Origin of the sequence: Microbacterium murale, from assembly GCF_014635185.1 — a bacterium.
Taxonomy (GTDB): Bacteria; Actinomycetota; Actinomycetes; order Actinomycetales; family Microbacteriaceae; genus Microbacterium; species Microbacterium murale.
The window spans coordinates 165,830-182,022 of sequence record NZ_BMCM01000006.1 but is presented as its reverse complement, the minus strand read 5'-3'; the positions used below and the strand labels follow the sequence as shown (position 1 = coordinate 182,022).

The following is a 16,193-nucleotide window of genomic DNA, read 5'->3' as shown; positions in this document are numbered from 1 at the left end:
TCATGGCAGCGAAGTGGATCGAAGTGGTCACCGGATCACTCGAGCAGAAGAAGCAGTACAAGCAGGACAAGGCCCGCATGGAGGCTCTTCCCGAGCCGTACCAGACCGTCGCCACAGCGATGCACCGGTACTTCATGTACTACGGCGGCATCACCAACGGCGACACCCTCACGCAGATGTTCACCGATCTCGTCGACCTGTGGGAGCGGGCGGCTGTCGACGGCACCCCGGTGCGCGACATCGTCGGCGACGACCCGGTGGACTTCACCGAGACGTTCGCCAAGTCCTACCAGGGCAAGGAATGGATCGACAAGGAGCGCGCCCGCCTCACGAAGGCGATCGACGGCGCCATCGGAAAAGAGAACCGCTCATGACCACCGCAGCCATCCAAGTGCGCGGCATCCGCAAGTCGTTCAAGGATCTTGACGTGCTGCGCGGCGTTGACTTCGACGTCGCATCCGGCAGCATCTTCGCGCTCCTCGGCTCGAACGGCGCGGGCAAGACCACGCTCGTGCGGATCCTGTCGACCCTGCTGAAGGCGGATGCGGGCACCGCGTCCGTCCACGGGTTCGACGTCGCCGCGACGCCGAACGACGTACGTCAATCGATCAGCCTCACCGGTCAGTTCGCGGCCGTGGACGAGGTGCTCACTGGACGTGAGAATCTCATCCTCGTCGCGAGACTGCGTCATCTTAAGGACCCGGATACGATCGCCGACGGCATGCTCGCCCGGTTCTCGCTCACGGATGCCGGTGGCCGGAAGGCCGCCACGTATTCCGGCGGCATGCGCCGCCGACTCGACATCGCGATGAGCCTGATCGGCGACCCGCCGATCATCTTCCTCGACGAGCCCACGACGGGGCTTGACCCGCAGGCGCGGATCGAGGTCTGGCAGACAGTGAAGGATCTCGCCAAGGCCGGTACCACGGTGCTCCTCACCACGCAGTATCTCGACGAGGCGGAGCAACTGGCCGACCGCATCGCGATCCTGCACAAGGGCACCATCATCCAGAACGGCACACTCGCCGAACTCAAGCAGCTTCTCCCCTCGGCGCAGGTCGAGTACATCGAGAAGCAGCCGTCGCTCGAGGACGTCTTCCTCGCACTCGTCGGAGAGACAGAAGGAGATCCGTCATGACCAGTCACGTCCTCAGCGACACCCGGGTCCTCACCGGCCGGTCGCTGCGCCACATCCTCCGCAGCCCGGACACGATCATCACCACCGCGGTCACCCCGATCGCCTTGATGCTGCTGTTCGTGTACGTGCTCGGCGGAGCGATCAACACCGGCTCCGATGAGTCGTACATCAACTACATGCTCCCCGGCATCCTGCTGATCACGATCGCATCCGGCATCGCCTACACGGCGTACCGCCTGTTCCTCGACATGCAGGGCGGCATCTTCGAGCGGTTCCAGTCGATGCCTATCGCGCGGTCGAGTGTGCTCTGGGCGCACGTGCTCACGTCGCTGGTGTCGAACATGATCTCGGTCGCGATCGTCATCGGTGTCGCAGCGATCATGGGCTTCCGCACCGGAGCATCCTTCGGCGCATGGCTCGCCGTCGCCGGCATCCTGATCCTGTTCACGCTCGCCCTCACCTGGCTGGCCGTGATCGCGGGGCTGTCGGCGAAGACGGTCGACGGGGCGAGTGCGTTCAGCTACCCGCTGATCTTCCTGCCGTTCATCAGTTCGGCGTTCGTGCCCACGACTTCGATGCCCGGCCCGGTGGCCTGGTTCGCGGAGCACCAGCCGGTGACCTCGATCGTCAACAGCATCCGCTCGCTGTTCGCCGGGCAGCCGGTTGGCGCCGAGATCTGGATCGCTCTCGCATGGCTCGTCGGCATCCTCGCGGTCGCCTATGGCTTCGCCATCGCGATCTACCGCAAGAAGATCAGTTGAGCAGCCGCACAAGGGGCCGCGTCCGTCTGGATGCGGCCTCTTCTGCATATACCCGTGGACAGCGGTGCGGCGCAGTGCAAATGTTGATGATGCACGAGTACCGATCGTGAGTCACAGAGGGAGCAGAGATGTTCGAGAACTCCGATGCGTTAAGCGGCATGTCGTCCGATGACATCGCGGCCTCGCGCCGCTTCTACGAGGGCGTGCTCGGCCTCACCGTCAAGGACGAGGGCATGGGCGGCCTGATCTCAGTCCAGCTGCCGAAGGGCGGCGCGGTGTTGATCTACCCCAAGGATGATCATCAGCCCGCGACATTCACGATCCTCAACTTCGCCGTCGAAGACATCGACGCGGTCGTGGACCTGCTGCTCGCCAAGGGCGTGGTGATGGAGCGGTACGACGGCATGGACCAGGACGCGAAAGGGATCATGCGCGGCAAGGCTGCCGGACGCGGCCCTGACATCGCCTGGTTCACCGACCCCGCTGGCAACATCCTCTCGGTGCTGTCGAGCTGACGTGGCGCGCAGCTGATCGGCCTCAATCGGACTGATAGGCCTCAATCGGACTGTGACGAGAACGAGTCCTCGATCGCGACCATCCAGGAGATGCCGAAACGGTCGACGAGCATACCGAATTCGCCGCCCCAAGGAGCCTCGGCCAGTGCAATGGTGGCGGTCCCGCCATCGACGAGGCCGTCCCAGGCGCGGTGCAGGTAGTCAGTGTCGACCGTGCCTCCGCTCAGGGACACCGAGATTCCCTGAGGCTTCTCGTATTCCATTCCGGTGGGAGTGTCGGATGCCATGAGCACGAGTCCGCCAGGAGCGTTCAGCTGCGCGTGCATCACGAGGTTCTCTTCACCTTCGGCGGTCCCGCTGCCGGGCATATCGCCGAACGTGCTGACGGCGAGGTCTCCGCCGAGGACGCCCTGGTAGAACTCCATCGCCTCACGGGCGGTGTCGCCGAAGGACAGGTAGGGGTTGAGATTCGGCATGATCGCTCCTTCGTCTGGGTGTGCGGATGCAACCAGTGTGCGCCGCGCGCCGACGATCCTCAATGGTGTTCGACGAGCGGTCACTCCACGAGCTTGCCCTCGGACGACACGTCGCGCATGAGTTCCCGGATCTCGGCAGGAACCGGCGGGATCTCCTCGCGGGTCACGCCGGTCGCGGGCGACCAGACGAGGTTCACCTGCAGGGTCGGGTCCTCGTCGGGGAAGTCGCTGCGATTGTGGGCACCGCGGGTCTCGCGCCGCTCCAGCGCCGCCTCGAGGGTCGCGCGCGCGGCAACGGCCGATCCCTTCAGATCGAAGGCGTGCGCGAGGTCCTGGAAGCCGGCGATGTCGGGGTGGATGCCGACGTCCTCCATCCGCCCCTCGATCATGTCGAGCTCGGCGAGACCGGCGCGCAGTCCCTCTGCGGAACGGACCACGCCGGCGTGCTCGGTCATCGTGTTGCGGATCGCGCGCTGCAGCGCGCGCACATTCTCGCGGCCGTCGGACGCCAGCAGGTCGTCGATCTCCGTACGTGCCTGCGTCACGGCCTCAGGTGAACGTCGTTGCGCATCGAGCGACGATGCGTGCTCGATCGCCGCCTGGCCGACGATCCGGCCATAGACGAGCAGCTCGATCAGCGAGTTGCCGCCGAGGCGGTTGGCGCCGTGCAAGCCGCTGGATGCCTCGCCGATCGCGTAGAGACCGTCGACACCGGTGCCATGGTCTTCCGGCCTGACCCACACCCCACCCATCGAGTAGTGCGCGGTGGGCGCGATCTCGATCGGGTCGGTCGTGATGTCGAGCATCTGCAGCTCCATCATCGTCTGGTACACCCGGGGGAGGCGGGTCATGATCGTCTCGCGAGGTAGGTGCGAGACGTCGAGCCAGACGCCGCCGTTCTCGGTGCCGCGACCCTCCTTGATCTCGGTGTAGGCGGCCAACGCGACGCGGTCGCGGGTGGACAGCTCCATCCGCTCCGGGTCGTACTTCGACATGAAGCGCTCGCCGAGGGCGTTGCGCAGGATGCCGCCCTCGCCACGTGCCGCCTCGGAGATCAGGGTGCCGGCGGCGTTCTCGGGTTCGATGATGCCCGACGGATGGAACTGCACGAGCTCTGGATCGCGCAGTCGCGCGCCGGCATCGACGGCCAGCCGGAACGCGTCGCCGGTGTTCTCGTCACGACGCGACGAAGTGCGGCGCCAGATGCGGGTGTGGCCACCGGCGGCGAGGATCACGGCATCCGCGTGAATGAGATACCGGGTGCCGTCGCTCTGATCGAATCCGTAGGCGCCGAACACGACGTTGTCCTTGACGAGGATGCGCGTGATGTAGATGCCGTCGAGGATCGGCACGTCGAGCTGTTCGGCGCGTCGAACGAGCGTGCGCTGGATCTCGAGCCCGGTGTAGTCACCGGCGAACGCCGTGCGCCGGAAGGTGTGTGCCCCGAAGAAGCGCTGCGAGATGCGTCCGTCGTCCTCGCGCGCGAAGTCCATGCCCCAGCGCTCGAGATCGCGGATACCGCGCTCGGCGCCCTGCGTCACGACCTCGACGGTGTGCGGGTTGGCGAGCAGGTAGCTCTCCTTGATCGTGTCGGCGGCGTGCTGCTGCCAGGTGTCGTCGGCATCCATCGTTCCCAGTGCCGCGTTGATGCCGCCGGCCGCGAGCGAGGTGTGGGCGTCGTCGCGCGGGCGCTTGCCGACTGCCAGCACATCCACGCCGCGCTCTGCGACTTCGATTGCGGCGCGCAGGCCGGATCCGCCCGTGCCGATGACGAGGACGGTGGTGGAGATCTGTCGTTCGCGAGTGCTCATGCTTCCACGCTAAGAACATCGCGTCGATAACTCCAATGCATTGTTCGACTTGTCCTGATAGCGTGAAGACATGAACCTGGAGCAGTTGCGCGGCTTCGTCGAAGTCGCCGATCTCGGACACTTCACGCAGGCCGCGGCGAAGCTTCATCTGGCGCAGCCGTCGCTGAGCCGCCAGATCTCGTCACTCGAGATCGAGCTGGGCGCCGAACTCTTCCATCGCGCCCGTGGGAACATCTCGCTCACCGACGCCGGCGAGACTCTTCTGCCCCGTGCGCGGCGGATGCTGGCGGATGCTGACACCATCCGCGCCGAGATGGGAGAACTCGCCGGACTTCAGCGTGGACGCGTGCGCCTCGGGGCCACGCCCACGCTCTGCATCAGTCTCGTCGCCGAGGCGATGGCCGCCTTTCATTCCGCGCATCCCGGTGTCGAGCTGCTGCTCACGGAGGCGGGATCGAACGTCCTGATCGAGCAGCTCGCCGCCGGCACGGTCGACATGGCGCTCATCACGCTGTCGGATGCGCTGCCCGTTGGTGGCTCTGCGCTCGTGCGCACGCCGTTGCTGACGGAGGAACTGGTGGTCGTGTCCTCCGCCGAGCACGCGCCAGTGGCCGAAGACGGCATCGATCTCGATGCGCTCTCGCGTCTGCCGCTCGTTTTCTTCGCGGAGAGCTATGACCTGCGAGCGGTGACGGATGCAGCGTTTCGCGCGGCCGCGCTCGCACCGACGCCGGTCGTGGAGGGCGCGGAGATGGATGCCGTGCTCCGATTCGTGGAGCGAGGGCTCGGCGTCGCCGTCGTGCCTGCCATGGTGCTGCTCGACAGGCCGACGCTGCGTTCGGTGCGGCTCGTCGATCCGCGACTGATCCGCACGATCGGTCTCGCGCACCGCTCCGACGTCAACCCGACTCGTGCCGCGGCCGCCATGCGCCGCGTCATCACGGCGACGGCCGGCGAACTCGTCGATCGCGATCCGACGACGATGGCGTTGGTGACCGGTCCGACCGGAGACGCACCGGCACGCTGAACCCTGTGGCACGCCGCCGGACGTTCACCAGCAGGATGCTGCCGAGAACGAGACCGATGCCCAGCAGCTGGAACGGGCCGAGGGTCTCGCCGCTGATCAGCACCCCGAGTGCGACGCCGGTCACCGGGTTGAGCAGTCCGATCACACCGACGACGCCGGCGGGCAGATGCCGGAAGCCGCTGAACCAGCAGAAGAATCCGAGCGCGGTGGCGATGAGGCTGATGTAGGCGAACGCCGCGAACTCCGTCGGCGTCACCGACGGCGGCGCGCCCTCGACCAGTACGGCGACGACAGTCAGTTCGATTCCGCCGACGAGCAGTTGCCAGGCGGTGATCGTGAGCACAGGGGTGCCGTCGTTCCATCGCTTCATGAGGATCGCGCCGAGTGCCGACATCACCATCGAGGCGAGGGATGCCGCGATGCCCCAGATGTCCAGTCGTCCGGTCGCGGTGCCGACGATGAGCAGGACCCCTGCGGCACCGACGACGGCACCGAGCAGCACCCGTGCGGTCGGTCGCTCACGGAGGATCAGCCAGGCGAATGCCGCGATCATCAGCGGTGCCACGGAGGTGACGGACGCTGCGACGCTGGAGGGCAGCAACTGCGCCGCGACGTAGACCAGGCAGAAGAACAGCCCCATGTTCAGCGTGCCGAGCACGACGGACCGCCACCACCACATACCGCGCGGGAGTCGTCTGACCACGAGCAGCAGCACGAGTCCAGCCGGGAGCGCGCGGATGGCCGATCCCCACAGTGGCGAGTCGGCCGGCAGGAACTCGCGGGTGACCCAGTACGTCGACCCGAACGCGATGGGCCCGATCGCGGCGATGAGGGGCCAGCGCGCGAGGTTCCAAAGTCGGAGCGCCCGCCGCGGATTGCTTTCCATGGAAACGAGTATACGTTCCGTGGAAAGTAAGATGGGTCGCATGTCGGAGATCGATCGAGTGGCGCGCTTCGTCGAGCAGTGGCGCGAGCAGCGACCGGATCTGGATCCGAGTCCGATGGCTGTCATCGGCAGGATGCGTCGGATCTCGGATGACTTCACCGCCGCGCTCGTCGAGAACTATCGCCGCTTCGGGATCGGCGAAGGCGAATTCGACGTGCTGTGCGCGCTGCGCCGAGCGGGGGATCCGTTCGCGTTGCCTCAGGGCGAGATCGCCGAGCACACCATGGTGACCGCGGGCGCGACATCGAAGCGGGTGGACCGGCTGATCGCCGGCGGCCTCGTCTCACGGCATCCGCTCGCCGACGACGGTCGCGGCCGCGCCGTGACGCTGACGCAGAGCGGGCGCGCGCTGATCGACAGGATGTATCCCGACCATCTGAAGACCGAGGAAGCACTGCTCGCGCCGCTCGACAGGGCCGAGCGTGCACAACTCGAGGCGTTGCTGGTCAAGCTCGCCGTCGGCTGACGTCGCCCCGGATCAGGCCTGCTTCGCCGCTCGCGGATGGAGGACTCCGGATGCTGCGCCGAGCGCTGCACCGACGAGCGTGTCGATGATCCGCTCCATCGCGACGTCCATCGACCCGATCTGCTCGGTCGCCGCGCCGGTGAGCAGCAGCACCAGCGGCGTGATGATCATCAGCGCGAGCGCGTAGTGACGCACGACCACGAGTTCGACCGAGAACTGCATGATGCCCAGCATGAGCGCGATCCAGAGCCCTGACGGATGCAGCATCGCCAGCAGCGCGTAGACGCCGACGCCCAATACGGTCCCCAGCATTCGGTGCAGTCCGCGCTGGAACGCGGCCAGGCGATCTGCGGCGACCCCGATCACGGCGATCGCCGCGCCGACGATCCAGTAACTGCGACCCGGATCGACGAACAGCCCGATCAGCACGCCGAGCACGGCCACGATCACGACACGCAGCAGCAGCATGCGGGAGGCGTCGTCGAAGGCGGGGCCGGGCAGCAACTCGCGCAGCGGGCGGGACGGATGCGAGCGCACGCGACGGATGAGCAGCGGCGACAGCGCCACGAGGTACGAGAAGAGGCAGCCGGCCGCGATCGTCGCGGTGTAGGCGAGTGGCGTGATCGCGGCGTGCGCTGTGACCTGGGCGGAAAGGCCGAAGACGAGGACGAAGAAGATCGGTCCTGGCGGGCCGAGGCGGAACCCGAACGAGAGCCCTGCCGCGGCCAGCGCGATCACGACGATGCCGACGGCGACCAGCCACGTGTTCCCCGCTGACAACGAGCCGAGCGCTGCGCTCACGATCAGTCCTGCAGCGACGATGGGCAGCACTCTGGCCCGTTCGACGACGGGAGACGCTCCTGCGAAGAGTACGGTGAAGGCGCCGGATCCCGCGATGTAGCCGAGCGTCGGATGGCCGAGCAGAGTCATCACGGCGATGGGCACCGCCATGCCGATCGCCGCCTGCAGTCCCAACTGCCACCGGGGGCCGCGCGATGGACCGAAGGCGAAGAGACTCACACGTCTATTGTCCTCCTCCCCCTCGGCCGCCCTCGCCGAGGAGCTGCCACAGACGTGCCCATTGTCCGGGAGTGAGATCCCTCGGCCGTGCTGCGCGCGCGACCCCGGCCCCGTTGAGTGCGCGATCGATGACCGCCGCAGAATGCCCGTCACTGCGGAGGATCTGCCGGATGTCGTTGCCGCGACTTCGGAACACCGCGCCGACGAAGCGTTCGAACCGTCGCCGGTCGCTGTACGGCAGGAGCGGCGCGGCACGACGTTCGATCGAGAGGATGCCACCGTCCACAGCCGGCATGGGTCGGAAGTGCTGGGCGGGAACGCGACCGTGCAGGCGGAATTCATACCAGGGGCCGGCCTGCGCAGTCATCATGGTCGCCCCTCCCACACCGGCGCGCTTGCGCGCGACCTCCCACTGCGTGAGCAGGATCGCGTGGCGCCATCCGTCGGCGGAGAGCAGACGGCGCAACAGCGGCGTCGTCAGATGGAAGGGGAGGTTCCCGACGATCACCGGACGATTCAACGGCTCGAGCAGGGCATCGGCGTGATGGATGCTCGCGCCGTCGATGCGGGAGCGCAGCCGATCCACACGATGTGCGTCGATGTCGATCGCACGCAGATCCCGGCCCAATCGGGCGAGGTGCCGTGTGAGGGCGCCGTCGCCGGCACCGATCTCGAGGATCGCTCCGTCAGTGGCGGCGGTGAGCGTCGTGAGTCGTTGGAGGGTCGGGCGGTGGGTGAGGAAGTTCTGGCCGAGTTCGTGTCGGCCACCGGTATGGGATCGAGGTCGCAAGGTGCGCTCCAGTCGTGAGGAAGGAGCACCCGGCAGCGGGCGTGCGAGAGCACAGCGAACGCGCCTCCGGGTGCAGGACATCCGGAACGACGGCGCGGCGTGGCGTTAGTCGACCATCAACGCGCCGTCAGGCGCGGCGGTCGCGGAACGTGAAGCAGCGCGCGTCGAACAGCGCGCTCTTGATCATCAAACCCATGGACGACAGTCTAGGACGCGTCTCAGCGTGCCGCGAGCCACTCCTCGAAGGGCGGACCCGCAAGCAGCGCGCCTGCGCCGGGCAGTGCGAACCCCGCACGCATGCCCTTCATCTGCGCGGTCGGCAGATTCACGGAGGGGATCCAGCCGCGATGCCCGCTCTTGCGCGCGAACGCCTTGATCATCGCGTCGAGCGCCTCTTCGCGCGGACCGGCGATGTCCTGCGCGCGACCCTGCGGATCACCGGTGGCAAGCGCGGCGAGATGTTCGCCGACGTCGTGTGCGGCGATCGGCTGCGTGCGCGCTCGCGGAGCGATGTGCAACGGCCCGATCTTCGCCCGCTCGAAGATCTGTCCCGCGAACTCGTGGAACTGCGTCGCGCGCTGGATCGTCCACGGCACTGCGGACTTCTCGAGTACCTTCTCCTGGGCGACCTTTCCGACGTAGTAGTCGTACGGCATCCGGTCGATGCCGACGATCGACAGCAGCACGATGTGCCCGACACCGGCATCGGCCGCAGCGCTGATCAGGTTGGCCGTCGCCGTAGTGAAGAACTCGATCGCATCGTCGGCCTTCATGGTCGACACGTTCGCCGTGTCGATCACGGCGTCGACACCCGTCAGCGCGGCTGCCAGTCCCTTTCCGCTGATGAGGTCGACTCCCTGCGAACGGCTGAGCACCACTGCCTCGTGTCCGCCGTTGCGCACGGCCTCGACGGTGTGGCGCCCGACGACGCCCGTTCCGCCTGCGATGGCGATCTTCATCGGTTGTTCTCCTTGTCGTCTGTTTCCGCAACCGAACGATCGGCTACGGGTCCTGGAAGCATCAGCACCATACCGAGCAGAAGGCTTCCGCCGAGCCCGATGATGTTGCCGATGACATCGATGAGCGGCATCCCGCCGAACTGCATCGCATGGTAGATCAGGTGCGGCAGGCCGAACACGGTCCATGCGACCCCCACGACGCGACCTGACTCCCGCGGTCGCCCACAGGAGGATGCGTCGTACAGTCATGCTCATACTTCTTCGACGACACAGGCCTGGACAATGTGAGGACGTGACTCACATTCGTCCTCGCCGCATCGTCGACACTGAGGAAGGATGTGACGGGATGGACGAGGTCGACGAACTGCTGAAGGAGCGGCGCACGCTGCTCGCACTCGCGTACCGCATGCTCGGCACGGTCGCCGATGCCGAGGATGCCGTGCAGGAGACGTACGTGCGGTGGTATCGGCAGTCGGACGCCGATCGAGAGCGGATCGAGAACCCCGCCGCATGGCTCACCAGGGTCGCAAGCCGCATCTGCCTCGACATGCTGGGCTCCGCCCGCGCTCGCCGAGAGCGCTACGTCGGCGAGTGGCTGCCAGAGCCGCTGCCGGGGGAGTCGGCGATCGCCGCAGCCGTGCCGACCGATCCGCTGGAGCGGATCACACTGGACGAGTCGGTGAGCGTCGCACTGATGGTCGTGCTCGAATCGCTCACGCCGGCCGAGCGCGTCGCCTTCGTGCTGCACGACGTGTTCGCGATGCCGTTCGCCGAGATCGCGGAGACCGTGGGACGCACTCCGGAAGCCACTCGCCAGCTCGCATCTCAGGCGCGACGGCGCATACGAGAGCGACGCGCCGGTGCGGCGTCCAGGCAGCAGCACGACGCCGTCGCGCGTGCCTTCGCCGAGGCGACGATGACCGGGCAGCTCTCCGCGCTGATCGCGCTGCTCGATCCGGACGTCGTGCTGGTCTCGGACGGCGGTGGGAAGGTCTCCGCGGCTCGCAGGCCGGTCGTCGGCGCGGACCGCGTCGCACGGTTCCTGCTCGGACTCCCGCACCTGGAGCCGACGGCCATCACCGAGCCGACTCTCACTCCTGAGGGGCTCGCGTTCCTCGTCACGATCGACGGTCGCGCGGATTCGGTCATCTCGGTGGATGTCACGGGCGAGCGCATCACGGACGTCTACATCGTGCGCAACCCCGACAAGCTCACGCTGTGGCGCTGAGCCCGGTCGATACGATGACGGCGTGACCACAGTGACAGTGCGCCCCGGCATCGCCGACCGGCTCTCCCGCATGATTCAGCTGCCGACCGTGTCGGCCGAGCTCGACGAGCGGGGCACCGCGCCGTTCGAGGACTTCGTGTCGCTGATCGCCGAGCTGTACCCGCTCACTCATTCGCTGTTGCGGCTCGAGCGGCACACCGCTTTCGGGTTGCTCTTCCACTGGAAGGGGGCGTCCGATGCCGACCCGCTCGTGCTGATGGCCCACTATGACGTCGTGCCGGTCGATGAGAGTGACGACTGGACGCACCCACCGTTCGCCGGAGCGATCGCCGACGGCCGTGTCTACGGTCGGGGCACCCTCGACGACAAGGGCCCGCTCATCGTGGTGCTCGAGGCCGTCGAGAACCTGCTCGCCAGCGGCTTCGTCCCCGCGCGGGACGTCTACCTCTCGTTCGGCGGCAACGAGGAGACCTTCGGCGCCGCCGCCGTCGAGATCGCGGATGTCATGAAGGAGCGGGGGATCGTGCCCTGGCTCGTGCTCGACGAAGGCGGGGCGGTGGTCGATGCCCCGCTGTCGTTCGTGGAGGGCCGTGCGGCGATGATCGGCGTGGGGGAGAAGGGCGTGGTGACGCTCAAGCTCAGCGCGCGCGGCGACGGCGGGCACGCCTCTGCACCTCCGACGCTCACCGCCGTGCGCCGCATCGCCCGCGCCGTGAATCGTCTCGACCCCGGCACGTTCCGCCCTCGAACTCCGAAGGCCATCTCACGGATGCTGTCGCAGTTCTCCGAGCAGGCGTCAGGGCCGTCCCGGCTTCTGCTGAAGATTCTCTCGCGCGTGCCCTTCCTCACCGCACGCGTGTTCGCCGCGCTCGGCGGGGAGCCGGCGGCGATGGTGCGCACGACGGTTGCGGCGACGATGCAGTCCGGCGGCACGGCGGCGAACGTCATCCCGTCGCGGGCGTCGGCGACGGTGAACCTGCGCATCGCGCTGGGGGAGAGCGTCGACAGCGCGGTCGCCCGTGTACGCCGCCGCATCCGCGATCCGCTCGTCGCGATCGAGGTCCTCGAGGGCAGCGAGCCTTCGCCGGAGTCCGCGACCGACAACGCGCAGTTCGCGCTGCTCGGCGAGGCGCTGGGTGTCGCATTCCCCGGAGTCCGTCCGGTGCCGTACGTCATGATGGCGGCCACGGACTCCCGCCATTTCCACCGTTTCACGCCGGCGGTGTACCGGTTCGCGCCCCTGGAGATGTCGAATGCGCAGCGCGCCTCGATCCACGGTGTGGACGAGAGTGTCGAGGTCGCCACGCTCGAACGCGGCGAGGCGTTTCACCGGGCGCTGCTCGAACGACTCCACTGAGCCTGAGTACCGGCATCCGCGGCACCCGGTGTGCCGTAGAGTGACCTCACCCGCCCCTTCGACACGCTCAGGGGCCGTCCGAAAGAAGGCGCAATGGTGCCCCGTTCTGTCAGCCTGAGCGCGCTCGCCGCGGTCGTCGGCTTCCTCGCGTTCGTCGAGTTCACCAGCGGCGTGCTGCAGGGCTATTACACGCCGATGCTCTCCGACATCGCGCGGCACCTGCAGATCCACGACGCCGACGTGAACTGGTTCGAGGGCACCCAGCTCATGCTCTCGGCGCTCGTCGTTCCGGCCTTCGCGAAGCTCGGCGACATGGTCGGCCACAAGCGGATGCTGCTGATCTCCACCGCGCTGACGGCTGCGGCCGCACTCGCGCTGCCGTTCACCGACTCGTTCTGGGTGTTCCTGGTGGCGTGGACGCTGATGGGCTTCTACGTCGTCTGGTTGCCGCTGGAGATCGCGTTGATCTGGTCGCGGTCACGGAGGATGGAGGGGCGCTCGATCCTCACCGCGCGGGCGGCAGGTCTGCTCGTCGCCGCACTGGAGACCGGCGCGATCGCGGGTGCACTGGTCGGTGGCGCGCTCATCGATGTTCTGCCGCTCACAGTCGTGCTGCTGATCCCTGCGCTGCTCGTTGTCGTCTGCTTCTTCGTCATCCTGTTCGGGGTGAAGGAGTCGCCCGATCCGACCGGCGGAGTCCTTGACACTGTGGGGCTCGTGCTCATCTCGATCGCGCTCATCTGCTTCACCGGCGGGCTGAGCCTGTTGCGCCTGGACGGCGGACTCGTCAATCCGTGGTCGTGGTTGGTCGTGGCCCTCGGGCTACTGCTGGTGGTGCCGTTCGTGCTCTGGGAGTTGCGCCACGACGATCCGCTGATCGATGTGCGGATGTTCCGCTCACCGGCGCTGTGGCCGGTCTTCGTCACGGCCGGGCTGTTCGGTGTCAGTGTGCTCGGTGCGCAGGCGCCGCTGTCGACCTTCGCCCGTACCGATCCCGCCGTGTACGGATACGGGCTCGGAACCACGGGCTTCGCGACATCGCTCATCATCGGCATCTACTTGATCGGCATGATCACGGGTGCCCTGCTGTTCTCCCGGATCGCCAGACTCACCACGCCACGGCTCACGCTGATCGGCGCCGCGTCGCTGGTCGCGATCGGATTCCTGCTGTTCCTGCCGTTCCACGATGCGTACGCGCAGGTGATCACGAACATGGTGATCGTCGGCATCGGATCCGGCGCCCTCGTCGCCGCTCTGCCGGCGGCTGCGGCATCCGCTGCTCCTGCGACGCAGACCGGTGTCGCGACAGGACTCACCAACTCCGTCAAGACCGTCGGCGGAGCGATCGCCTCGTGCGTATTCGGTATCGCGCTGCTGCACGGTGTCGCCACGACGGCCGGCGGAACGGAAGGCACAGCGGGGTCGCTGGAGGGCTACATGACGGTCTGGATCGTCTGCGGTGTGACGGCGCTCGCCGCGGCGGTGCTGCTGCTGTTCGTCCCGAAGGACTCGTTCACCGATCGCACGGCGGATGCCGCGGAGGCGCTGCCGGTCCTGCCATGAGCGTCAGCCCGCAACTGCCTCGCGCGGTGGGTTGTGCATGAACTCGATCCGGATGCCGCTATCGTCCTCGACGAATGAGGCGTAGTACCGCTCGCTGAATCGCGGATACAGCTTGGGGTCGCGAACGGCGGTCCAGCCCGAATCCATCGCGATCGCATGGAGGCGATCGACCGCTGCTCGCGACTCGACGGCAAACGCGAGGTGCTGCCATCCGACGTGGCCGTGCCGGTGCGGTCCGGACTCACCTTCGCGCGCAGGGAAGAGGATCAACTCCGGCTCATCATCCAACTGCCACGAGACCGAACCGTGCGCGTCGACTCTGGCGAATCCAAGGGCGGCCATCACCGGGTGGAACTGGTTGATCGCGTGCGGCAAGTCGTCGACGGTGATCCCGAGATGATCGAAAAGAGGCATCTCGTCAGTCTTGCCGATGTCTGCGCGCTCGTCGAGAGTGCGCTCAGAACAGCGCCGTCGGAAGCGCGCCCTCGAACTCCAGCAGCCAGCGCTTCGTCAAGAGCCCCTGCCCGCTGTCGCCGCCGGAGTAACCGCCGAGGCCGTCGCTGGCGACCACCCGGTGGCAGGGGACGATGATCGGGATCGGGTTCGCTCCCATGACGGCACCGACACCGCGGGCGGGGATGCTCGTGCCGCTCCTCGCCGCGAGTTCGCCGTACGTGACCGACTGTCCGTGGTCGACCGTCTCTGCGAGGGTCGTCAGGACCGCGCGGGTGACGTCGGTCTGCGAACCGAGGTCGAAGGGCAGGTCGAAACGGGTCAGCCGCCCATCGAAGTAGGCGCGTAGTTGTCGCAGCGCTTCGATCAGAAGCGGGTCGTGCGGCGAGTCGTTGTCAGACGAGCCAGATCGCCAGGCGACGCGCGTGATCGCTTCACCGCTGCTCATCACGGTGAGGTGGCCTACGGGCGAGGAGAGTGTGCCGGCCGACGACATGTCCACGACCCTACCCGCCGCTGCCGACGTCGGACTCTCGCTCCCACCGAGAGGCCGGATTTCGGTTCGGGAGCAGATCTGGGCTAGCCTGCCTTTGAACAAGCAAGGTAAGGCTTACCTTGCTTAGATCCCATTTCCTCGATCCAGGAGTCTTCTATGTCTTCGCGACGTCCGTTCGCCGCAGCATCCTTCCTTCTCGTCTCTGCACTCGCGCTCGCCGGTTGCGCGTCGACGACAGCAGAGGCTGAATCCGACACCGCATCGGCCGAGGAGGAAGCGCTGACCTTCACCTGGGATCGCAACGTCGCCGGTGAAGACGAAGACCCGGAGTACGAGGAGACGACCGTCGAGGTTCCGCGCAACCCCGAGAAGATCGTGGCCTTCGAGATGTCCAGCGTCGACACGATCGGTGCGCTGGGTGGCGAGGTCGCCGGCGCACCGCTCGAGTCGGTGCCGGAGTACCTGCAGGACAACCTCGCGGATGACGCCTTCAACGCCGGCACGCTCTTCGAGGCCGACCTGATCGAGATCGAGGCGCAGCAGCCCGATCTCATCATCATCGGCGGCCGCTCCTCTGGGCTGTACGAAGAGCTGAGCGAGATCGCGCCGACCATCGACCTGGGGATCACCGGCACGTACCTCGACACGCTCGAGCGCAACACGACGTTCTTCGGCGAACTGCTCGGTGCGGAAGAAGAGGCCGAGCAGGCGCTCAGCGACCTCAACGACGGAATCGACGAGGCCAAGGGCGCAGCCACGGACGCCGGCGATGGCCTGGCGATGATGGTCTCCGGGGGAGAGCTCAAGGCGATGTCTCCCGCTCCTGACGGGGCGGGCAGCGCGGAGGTTCGCGGCGGCCTGATCTACGACGTGTTCGGGGTCGAGCCCACGATCGAAGATGTCCACGCGGCGACGCACGGCGACCCGATCTCGTTCGAGTTCCTCCTCGAGAACGACCCGTCGACGCTGTGGGTCGTCGACCGTGATGCCGCGACAGGCGAGGCAGAAGAGGGCACCGCAGCCGCGCAGGTGCTCGACAACGAGATCGTCAAGCAGACCAGCGCCTTCAAGGACGACCACATCATCTACCTCAACCCGACCGCGTGGTACATCGTCTACGGCGGGATCGAGACGACGCAGCTCATGATCGACGACGTCCTGCAGATCGCAGAGTGACCGCCGTTCGG

The 16,193-nt window shown here is 67.1% G+C and carries 19 protein-coding genes; 10 read left to right on the top strand and 9 right to left on the bottom strand.

Features of this window, described 5'->3' with window-relative positions:
• Positions 1-2 precede the first annotated feature (2 nt).
• From IEV67_RS16725 to IEV67_RS16710, 4 genes are all read left to right on the top strand, one after another.
• Positions 3-374: a DUF1048 domain-containing protein gene (locus IEV67_RS16725; RefSeq protein ID WP_188437815.1), complete on the top strand. Its 372-nt coding sequence runs from the start codon at positions 3-5 to the stop codon at positions 372-374.
• A complete protein-coding gene (locus IEV67_RS16720; protein ID WP_188437813.1) occupies positions 371-1,138 on the top strand; it encodes an ABC transporter ATP-binding protein in 768 nt (255 codons plus the stop codon). Before IEV67_RS16725 ends, IEV67_RS16720 begins: the two co-directional genes overlap by 4 nt.
• Complete coding sequence (locus tag IEV67_RS16715; RefSeq protein ID WP_188437811.1) at positions 1,135-1,899, top strand: ABC transporter permease; 765 nt, start codon at positions 1,135-1,137, stop codon at positions 1,897-1,899. The genes IEV67_RS16720 and IEV67_RS16715 overlap by 4 nt, the downstream gene beginning before the upstream one ends.
• A gap of 128 nt (positions 1,900-2,027) precedes the next feature.
• Entirely contained in the window at positions 2,028-2,414 is a 387-nt protein-coding gene (locus IEV67_RS16710; protein ID WP_188437809.1) for a VOC family protein, read from the top strand.
• Positions 2,415-2,455: 41 nt separating this feature from the next.
• On the opposite strand, the gene IEV67_RS16705 is transcribed toward IEV67_RS16710, so the two are convergent.
• Together IEV67_RS16705 and IEV67_RS16700 are read right to left on the bottom strand one after the other, a co-directional pair.
• Complete coding sequence (locus tag IEV67_RS16705) at positions 2,456-2,890, bottom strand: VOC family protein (protein ID WP_188437807.1); 435 nt, start codon at positions 2,888-2,890, stop codon at positions 2,456-2,458.
• Positions 2,891-2,970: 80 nt separating this feature from the next.
• Complete coding sequence (locus IEV67_RS16700; RefSeq protein ID WP_188437806.1) at positions 2,971-4,701, bottom strand: L-aspartate oxidase; 1,731 nt, start codon at positions 4,699-4,701, stop codon at positions 2,971-2,973.
• A 70-nt stretch (positions 4,702-4,771) separates the two neighbouring features.
• Between IEV67_RS16700 and IEV67_RS16695 the strand changes: the two genes are divergently transcribed.
• A complete protein-coding gene (locus IEV67_RS16695) occupies positions 4,772-5,728 on the top strand; it encodes a LysR family transcriptional regulator (RefSeq protein ID WP_188437804.1) in 957 nt (318 codons plus the stop codon).
• Here the strand turns inward: IEV67_RS16695 and IEV67_RS16690 are convergent.
• Positions 5,640-6,614 (bottom strand): DMT family transporter, encoded by a 975-nt coding sequence (locus IEV67_RS16690; protein ID WP_188437802.1) that lies wholly within the window; start codon positions 6,612-6,614, stop codon positions 5,640-5,642. The two genes, IEV67_RS16695 and IEV67_RS16690, sit on opposite strands and share 89 nt — an antisense overlap.
• Positions 6,615-6,654: 40 nt before the next feature.
• On the opposite strand from IEV67_RS16690, the gene IEV67_RS16685 reads away from it, so the two are divergent.
• Positions 6,655-7,140 (top strand): MarR family winged helix-turn-helix transcriptional regulator, encoded by a 486-nt coding sequence (locus IEV67_RS16685; RefSeq protein ID WP_188437800.1) that lies wholly within the window; start codon positions 6,655-6,657, stop codon positions 7,138-7,140.
• Between the two features lie 12 nt (positions 7,141-7,152).
• Here the strand turns inward: IEV67_RS16685 and IEV67_RS16680 are convergent, their stop codons facing one another.
• From IEV67_RS16680 to IEV67_RS16665, 4 genes are all read right to left on the bottom strand, one after another.
• Positions 7,153-8,160 (bottom strand): FUSC family protein, encoded by a 1,008-nt coding sequence (locus IEV67_RS16680; RefSeq protein WP_188437798.1) that lies wholly within the window; start codon positions 8,158-8,160, stop codon positions 7,153-7,155.
• 4 nt (positions 8,161-8,164) lie between these two features.
• Positions 8,165-8,950, bottom strand: a complete 786-nt coding sequence (gene erm / locus IEV67_RS16675) for a 23S ribosomal RNA methyltransferase Erm (RefSeq protein WP_229703261.1) — start codon at positions 8,948-8,950, stop codon at positions 8,165-8,167.
• A gap of 218 nt (positions 8,951-9,168) precedes the next feature.
• Positions 9,169-9,909 (bottom strand): SDR family oxidoreductase, encoded by a 741-nt coding sequence (locus IEV67_RS16670; protein ID WP_188437795.1) that lies wholly within the window; start codon positions 9,907-9,909, stop codon positions 9,169-9,171.
• Complete coding sequence (locus IEV67_RS16665) at positions 9,906-10,106, bottom strand: hypothetical protein (protein ID WP_188437793.1); 201 nt, start codon at positions 10,104-10,106, stop codon at positions 9,906-9,908. The genes IEV67_RS16670 and IEV67_RS16665 overlap by 4 nt, the downstream gene beginning before the upstream one ends.
• Before the next feature lie 149 nt (positions 10,107-10,255).
• Here IEV67_RS16665 and sigJ point away from each other — a divergent pair, with 149 nt between their 5' ends.
• From sigJ to IEV67_RS16650, 3 genes are all read left to right on the top strand, one after another.
• Positions 10,256-11,137: an RNA polymerase sigma factor SigJ gene (gene sigJ, locus IEV67_RS16660; protein ID WP_188437791.1), complete on the top strand. Its 882-nt coding sequence runs from the start codon at positions 10,256-10,258 to the stop codon at positions 11,135-11,137.
• A 22-nt stretch (positions 11,138-11,159) separates the two neighbouring features.
• The gene (locus tag IEV67_RS16655; RefSeq protein WP_229703259.1) at positions 11,160-12,494 is read left to right on the top strand and encodes a M20/M25/M40 family metallo-hydrolase; all 1,335 of its coding nucleotides are present in this window, start codon (positions 11,160-11,162) and stop codon (positions 12,492-12,494) included.
• A gap of 93 nt (positions 12,495-12,587) precedes the next feature.
• Positions 12,588-14,057 (top strand): MFS transporter, encoded by a 1,470-nt coding sequence (locus IEV67_RS16650; protein ID WP_188437787.1) that lies wholly within the window; start codon positions 12,588-12,590, stop codon positions 14,055-14,057.
• Between the two features lie 3 nt (positions 14,058-14,060).
• Here the strand turns inward: IEV67_RS16650 and IEV67_RS16645 are convergent, their stop codons facing one another.
• Both IEV67_RS16645 and IEV67_RS16640 read right to left on the bottom strand, forming a co-directional pair.
• Positions 14,061-14,471: a VOC family protein gene (locus tag IEV67_RS16645; RefSeq protein ID WP_188437785.1), complete on the bottom strand. Its 411-nt coding sequence runs from the start codon at positions 14,469-14,471 to the stop codon at positions 14,061-14,063.
• A 43-nt stretch (positions 14,472-14,514) separates the two neighbouring features.
• Positions 14,515-15,006 (bottom strand): methylated-DNA--[protein]-cysteine S-methyltransferase, encoded by a 492-nt coding sequence (locus tag IEV67_RS16640; RefSeq protein WP_188437783.1) that lies wholly within the window; start codon positions 15,004-15,006, stop codon positions 14,515-14,517.
• A gap of 156 nt (positions 15,007-15,162) precedes the next feature.
• Here IEV67_RS16640 and IEV67_RS16635 point away from each other — a divergent pair, with 156 nt between their 5' ends.
• Positions 15,163-16,182, top strand: coding sequence for a siderophore ABC transporter substrate-binding protein (locus tag IEV67_RS16635; RefSeq protein ID WP_188437781.1), 1,020 nt, complete (start codon positions 15,163-15,165; stop codon positions 16,180-16,182).
• The last annotated feature ends 11 nt before the right edge of the window (positions 16,183-16,193 follow it).